Annotated in this window: 8 protein-coding genes; 4 read left to right on the top strand and 4 right to left on the bottom strand. The window is 34.8% G+C overall.

What is annotated here, in order from left to right:
- The 4 genes from pta to WBN20_RS14700 form a co-directional block, all read right to left on the bottom strand.
- Positions 1-1548 (bottom strand): phosphate acetyltransferase (pta, locus tag WBN20_RS14715; RefSeq protein WP_424282228.1); only part of this gene is annotated, 1548 nt, incomplete at its 3' end.
- A gap of 149 nt (positions 1549-1697) precedes the next feature.
- Positions 1698-2546, bottom strand: coding sequence for a universal stress protein (locus tag WBN20_RS14710; protein ID WP_424282227.1), 849 nt, complete (start codon positions 2544-2546; stop codon positions 1698-1700).
- Between the two features lie 51 nt (positions 2547-2597).
- Positions 2598-3440: a universal stress protein gene (locus tag WBN20_RS14705; RefSeq protein WP_424282226.1), complete on the bottom strand. Its 843-nt coding sequence runs from the start codon at positions 3438-3440 to the stop codon at positions 2598-2600.
- A gap of 9 nt (positions 3441-3449) precedes the next feature.
- Entirely contained in the window at positions 3450-4301 is an 852-nt protein-coding gene (locus WBN20_RS14700; RefSeq protein WP_424282225.1) for a universal stress protein, read from the bottom strand.
- Between the two features lie 203 nt (positions 4302-4504).
- Here WBN20_RS14700 and WBN20_RS14695 point away from each other — a divergent pair, with 203 nt between their 5' ends.
- The 4 genes from WBN20_RS14695 to WBN20_RS14680 all read left to right on the top strand — a co-directional run bounded on the left by WBN20_RS14695 (position 4505) and on the right by WBN20_RS14680 (position 6918).
- Positions 4505-4960 (top strand): DUF2267 domain-containing protein, encoded by a 456-nt coding sequence (locus tag WBN20_RS14695; protein ID WP_424282224.1) that lies wholly within the window; start codon positions 4505-4507, stop codon positions 4958-4960.
- Positions 4961-5088: 128 nt separating this feature from the next.
- Positions 5089-5721 (top strand): WG repeat-containing protein, encoded by a 633-nt coding sequence (locus tag WBN20_RS14690; RefSeq protein WP_424282223.1) that lies wholly within the window; start codon positions 5089-5091, stop codon positions 5719-5721.
- A gap of 8 nt (positions 5722-5729) precedes the next feature.
- Complete coding sequence (locus WBN20_RS14685) at positions 5730-6491, top strand: SDR family NAD(P)-dependent oxidoreductase (RefSeq protein ID WP_424282222.1); 762 nt, start codon at positions 5730-5732, stop codon at positions 6489-6491.
- 10 nt (positions 6492-6501) lie between these two features.
- Positions 6502-6918, top strand: coding sequence for a hypothetical protein (locus WBN20_RS14680; protein WP_424282221.1), 417 nt, complete (start codon positions 6502-6504; stop codon positions 6916-6918).
- The last annotated feature ends 102 nt before the right edge of the window (positions 6919-7020 follow it).

Genomic DNA, 7020 nt, shown 5'->3' with positions numbered 1-7020 from the left:
GGGTTTGGTCTTAATTAACTGAAGTGCCGGCCTGATTGTATGTTGAGTTGTATGTACAGCCCCGGAAACCATGCCGTCTGCATCTCCTTTATAGACCATCATTGTTCCAAAATAAGAGATATCTCCCATAAGGTCCGCGGCCATGGCTTTATCAACATTTTTATGTTTGCGAAGTTCGTACAGGGTATTCGCATAATCTTCAAAATATTTTGAATGCACCGGATCTATGATATTAATTTTTTCAAAATTAATCGTCAAATCCAGCTGTCTTGCCTTTGCTTTTATTTCTTCAGAATCTCCTAAAAGGGTTATTTTCACAGCATCAGCATCTATTAGTTCCTTGGTAGCCCTTAAAATGCGTTCATCTGTGCCTTCGGGCAAAACAATATGTTTCTTCGCACCTTTCGCCCTTTTTAAAAGGTTATACTGAAACATTCGCGGAGTTATCCCGTTCGCTTCAAATGTAATGAGACGCTCTGCCAAAGCATTTACCGGCACAAATCTTGTAAAGTCCAGAATAGATGCCTCTATTTTCTGTTTATTCTCTGCGTATATCTTGGGGCGAATAGCACCTACTTTATTAGCAATTGAAAAAGTACCTCCATGAACCGAAATGATAGGCACGATTTCCGATAGACCTTCTATTAATTGAATCACAGGATCCTCTGGTATAAGGCCGCCGGTAAGAACCATCCCTGAGGCAGTGGGATAATTTGAAGATAAATTTGCCTGTAAGGCTCCTAAGATAATATCCGATCTATCCCCTGGAGTTATAACCAAACCATGATCCTTAAAGTGAGTGAGATAATTTCGCAACTGCATGGCTCCAACACTAAAATTACTCACCTGGTTATTTATATACTCGTGGCCAAAAAGTACTTCGCCTTCTAATTCATTAACAATCTCTTTCATAGTCGGATTACCAAGGGTTGGATTCAAAGGAATCGTACCAACTAATATATCATCCGGAAGTGCTTTTAAAAGACCATTGGTTACCAGGTTTACATTTTTGGGCTCTACTTTATTGCCAATGACCATTAAAACTTCCACTCCTTTATTGGTAAAGGAATCATAGGCAAGATATAAGTTATCAACCAATTCTTCCAGTGTTTTCCCTACGCCGCTCGCCAGAAGGATTGCGGGGATACCCAGGTTTTTTGCTATCTCAACATTGTTGTCCCATTCTATAATAGAACCTTCTCCGGAAAAGTCAGTACCCTCTACCAAAATAAAATCAAAGCGAGATTCAATGGCTTTAAATTTTTCAATGATCTTGTCTAAAGTCTCATAACCCTTATTCTGATTGTGATTATGAACTACTTCACTTCTGGTACATGCATAGGCTTCATTATATTCCATTTGTATTCCAAAATAGGAAATCACAGTATTAATATGATTATCCTTTTCCCCGGGTCCATAATCATTAATTATAGGTCTGAAGTATCCTACTTTCGCAGTTTTCCCTAATGCCAAGTGCATTAGACCTAGTGAAATAATAGATTTCCCGCTATTGGGCTCTGTAGTTGCAACATAAATGGCTTTACTCATTGCTGAAAGAATTTTCCAAATGCAAATTTATGGTAATCTTTTTACTCAAACGATAATTTATTCTTCTTAATGGTTCGAGGATCGGTTAAGTCACATAAATAGTGAAAAAGGTTGTGAATTTTGGTGTTTGAGTAGCTGAAAAAACATTATTACACCACTTCCGGAAGGACCAAAAAGGGAATCTTTGTTTTAAACGCTACTTTTTTAACCACTGGTTCGTGCGTCAACCCTTTAAAAAAACTATACTGAGAATTTATCATTGCTATCAACCCTGCGTTTTTCTTTTCGGTTAGATCGTTGATTTTTAAAGCAATGTTAGGATGATAGTCAAATTCTTCAAAAACACTGTCCTTCTCTCCTAATAAATTTTGAAGCAATTTCTTTAATTGTAGTTGTTCCTCGTTTAATTTCTCTTCCTCATTGATGTGAATAACATTAATTCTGGTATTACACAGTTTGGCAAGATCAAGCAATGGTTTTAATTCAACACCTTGATATAGGTGTTTAAAATTTGTGGCAAATAAAATTTCATTGAAAGGGCTAAAATCATAAGAATTGGGAACTGCAATAACCGGACAAAAGTTTATATTCTTTATAACACTAACCGTATTACTACCCATAAATATTTCACTTAAACCGGAAGCACCCTGGGTTCCCATTATAATATAGTCAGCATCCTTATCAATTACTTCACGACCTATCGCATTTAATAACGAATCAGCAACCAATACGCCTTCAAATTGGTGTCCTGGAACCTTATTTATTTTATTTAAGTGATTTACAATTTTATTAAGCTTTCTTTCAGATTCTTTAACCGTAATTTCATGAAGTCTGGTTTCACGTTCTTTGTTTATTGCACTTATTAAGCCCGATGGACTAACCTGGTGCGCGTGAATTATAATAAAAGCACAAGGCGATTGTTGAAAAAGAAATGTTGCATATTTAATTGCGTGCCATGCATTTTTAGAAAAATCTGTAGGTAGTACTATTCGAATCATACTAAAATATTAATTTTTGATTATAGTTTGTGCGACACTAAATTACCCTATTCATTGTGGCAGAACCAGCAATGGTATTTGTGAATGAAAGCCCACTTTTTTTACAACAGCTTCGCGGGTTAGTTTCTCTATAAAAGTATGCTTATAATTAATTAAAACAATAATATCTGCATCGTTCTCTTTCGCAAAGCTGCTAATTGAATCAGCCACACTAGCCTGCATCTCCACATTGTGAAAGGAATGCTCAACCTTACCCAATCTTTTTATCAGAACTTCTTTGTTGGAAATTTGCTCTTCATTTAACGAAAATTCCACAGCTATGTGAGTGATTAAAATTTCTGAACCCCAGGTTTTCGCCAGTTCCAAAAGCGGATTTAATTCATATTTCGTATATGGTCTTGTAAACTCCGTAGGAAACAAAATCTTACTTAAGTCTTTAAAATCATGCTTACTTGGAACAGCTAATATGGGACAGCTGTTTATCATTTTAATAAGCTCTACGGTATTGCTTCCCATAAAAATTTCTTTGGCCCCAGTAGCCCCTTTAGTCCCCATGACAATTAAATCAATATCCTTTTCATTACAAATTTCCTTTACAGCATTGACTATATCATTTGATATAGAACGTTTTTCAAAACTGTGATTTTTATTATGATGATTTATTTCTAAATATTTCAAACTCTTATCAAGTTCAATTGTAGAATTTTTTGAAAGAGAATCATAGATTACACCCAATCTCTCTTTGCTCTTGTCTCCAAGAATATTTGCAAAACTGGGTTCATAAGTATTTAATAGCCAAAAATGGCAAGCTGTATGTTCATGCATTTTCAGGGCTGCGAAAATGGCATTCCACGCATTATTGGAAAAATCGGTAAGCAATAAAATATTTTTCATCTGTAACTGTTATTTAACAACCCTGGCCGTATCTCTAATAACCAGGAAGGGTATTTTTACATGAAAACCTATTTGATCTACATTTTGTTTTTCAAAAATTCGTTCAAAAAATGAATGTTTTCTATTCATCATCATAAGGAGATCAATCTCATTCTTCTGGACATAATTTAAAATTGCACTAGGCATTAAACTACCTTTTAGTTCTGTAAGGGTAGTAGACAAACCATCTAAACGACGATATAGAGCCATCTTATTTTCTTCCTGACCGGCGGTCAGGTCGTACTCCTCTTTTACATGTAAAACAATAAGTTTTGCTTTATTCATTTTAACCATTTTTATAGCAGTACTCAATTCATTATCCTTATAATTTGTCAAATAGTCTGATGGAAGCAATATTTTTTGAATTTTTTGGAAGGTATAGTTTTCAGGAATTACCAAGACCGGCGCAATAGCTTTTCGGAGAACATAAACCGTATTTGTCCCAAGAAATATCTCTTTAGCCCCGGTTGCGCCTTGAGTTCCCATCACGACAATATCAATTTCCTTTTCAATTGTCACTTCATTGATCTCATCTGTGAGTGTATTAAAGGCTGAAATGATATTGTAGTTATGCTTTGAATTTTTATAAGATTTCTTAACATCTTCTAGTGTTTTTTCTAAGCCAGCCAGTGATATATCAACACCGGAATCGGGAATAGCACTAAACAAAGGCCCTCCCAGCATATAATCCATCCTGTAAAATGAAGGGGTATACGTATGCAGGAAGAAAAAGTTACATTTTTCATTTTTAAATAACTCCATGGCATAACTAATAGCGTTCCAGGAGTTTTTAGAAAAATCTGTGGGAAGAAGTATGTTCATAATAATGGTATATATATCTAAATCTCAAATTTACTGAGCATCAGAGATGATAACTATGATATTAATCAGTAGAATGATTTAGAAAAGATGCATTTGCCAGTAGTTAATTAAAATCTTAATAATTATGGTTCAAATGACCAAAATCATTTGTAATGGCAACGTCTCTGCCCATCTTTATAGTTCACATATAAAAAACAATAATTATGGCACTAAATTTTAATCAATATGCAATGGAGGGTAATACCTTTCTGAAAGAATACACGAAGGAAATGAATCTAGGTGATGATAGAGATAAGGCCGGCAGGATATTAACTTCTATTCTGCACAGCTTGCGCGATATAATTTCAACAGAGGAATCTTTACAATTTATTGCGCAATTACCTATGTTCTTAAAAGCAGTCTATGTAAACGGATGGACACTAAGAAATAAAAATAAGTTGAAAATAAAACATATGGCTGAATTTATAGACCTGGTAAGAAAACACGATGGTCCTTCAGCTATTAATGATTTTGAATACAGTGATGAAGTGGCCGAACAATATATAGATACCACCTTTATTATTTTGAGAAAATATATCTCCCTGGGCGAGCTTGAAGATATTAGGGATGGTCTTCCAAAAGATCTTAAGAGTATGATTTATTCCAACATTATGTTTTAATAAGTAAGAAGAGAGAGATATTCTTGAAGACTGACTCTTGTTTCAATTTTGGGATGACGAAGGTCATTTTACACGAAATATCGGTAGTATAATTTTGCGCTGATATTAACACTTTAATATAAAATCTCATGAAAAAAATATTCCTGCTTTTTGCTTTAATCATATTACCTTTTTTACTCTGTGCACAAGAACTTACCGGAATAGATGAAATAGCACCATTTAGTGAAGGATTGGCAGCAATTAGAAAGGGAAATGAATGGGGTTTTATTAATAAAGAAGGCCAATTAGTAATTGAATTTAGAGATGATCTTGTTTGGAACAATTTACCTAATACCTCAGTGAACGATGTTAGTGCCATTCCTTTTCCTCAATTTAAAAATGGGAGATGCATGATTAAAAAAATAATGGAAGAAGAGGAGATTATGACTTATGGTTTTATAAACAAAGAAGGTAAAGTAATTATAGAACCCGAATATTTGAATTTAACGGAATTCAATGAAGGATATGCTGTTGGCATACTTATCACCAAAGACTTCAGAGGTAAAAACAATTTCCAATTGAATATCTATGATTATAGATTTAGTGAAGTTCTCTTAGATACGGCAGGCGATATTATGCTTCTTATTAACAAGAGAGATGGTATTTCAATGTCGGTAAGGCGCTATGAATTGCCTGAACTCCGAGCTAAATTTCTATCTGTTAACACTTTGGCAGTAAAATCTCCATCAAATACATGGGAAATAAGAAAGCTTGAATTATAGACCTAATTATGGAACGATTAAAAGACAAAGTAGCCATTATTACCGGAGGAGCTGCCGGAATAGGTAAGAATACTGCCGCTTTGTTCCTAAAGGAAGGGGCAAGCGTTATGCTCGTGGATATAAATAAAGAAAAACTGGAATCGACTTCCAGAGAACTGGATTCCCAGCATTTGGCTTATTGCGTTGCCGATGTGTCTAATCCGGCTGATGTAGAAAGATATACTGCTGAAACCATCTCCAAATTTGGCAAAATAAATCTGTTTTTTAATAATGCCGGAATCGAAGGAGCCTCCAGTTCTATTGAAGACTATCCCAATGATGTATTTGATAAGGTAATAGCCGTTAATCTTAAGGGAGTATGGTATGGGTGTAAATATGTAATTCCAAAGATGGTGGAAGGCGGATCTGTGATTATCACATCCTCGGTAGCCGGACTTAAAGGATTTAAGGGTTTAGGAGCATATGTGACTAGTAAACATGGTGTTATTGGTATAATGAGGGTGTCTGCCTTAGAATTTGCAGATAGGAATATACGTGTAAATACCATACATCCGGGACCTGTAAACACCCAAATGATGCGGAGAATTGAAACGGATATTTCTCCTGATAATTCAGCCGAGGTTCAAAAAGGTTTTGAGGCCATTGTACCTTTTGGCAGGTATGCAGAAGCTTTAGAAATTTCTAATCTGGTTCTTTATCTTGCTTCAGATGAAAGCAAATATGTAAACGGAAACACTTATGTAATAGATGGTGGATTAATGGCTGGTTAAAAATAGCTAAATGAACACCATACTAAAAGATGCCCGAATTAAATTAGCGTTAATACTAATACCTACACTAATTTGGAACTGCAGAGAAAAACATGAGCTGGAGCAATCTGTCAAAGCAGTTTATGTTTCTGAGCAAATTTCTCCTGTTGTAAAGGAGTTGCTGGTTTTTGCAAATGTCACTTTTACTGATACAACCAATATTTCCAGTTTATTGGCTTTTAAGTTCATTGATGAAAATGGCAAAGTCACTAATTCTGATTCAGAAAAAAATACGAAGATTTATAAAAACATACTAAAAGGAAAAGCAACTTCTATCCTACCCATATTTGAAATAATTGGATCTGATAAGGAAATATTTGTCGTCCAAAACAGAGGAAATATTGGTGGCGTCTGGGCCAAAATTCTAGTAGATAAAAAAAGTGATTAAATTCTGGATATTGCTTTTGATCATTTGGCTGAATCTGAAGGATATGGAGCGGAAATTAATCAGGAAGCTTTTGAGAATCAATTTATTGGTAAAGCAATATAC

The organism is Eudoraea sp. (assembly GCF_049665975.1).
Classification (GTDB): domain Bacteria; phylum Bacteroidota; class Bacteroidia; order Flavobacteriales; family Flavobacteriaceae; genus Eudoraea.
This window is presented reverse-complemented; position numbering and strand designations above follow the sequence as displayed.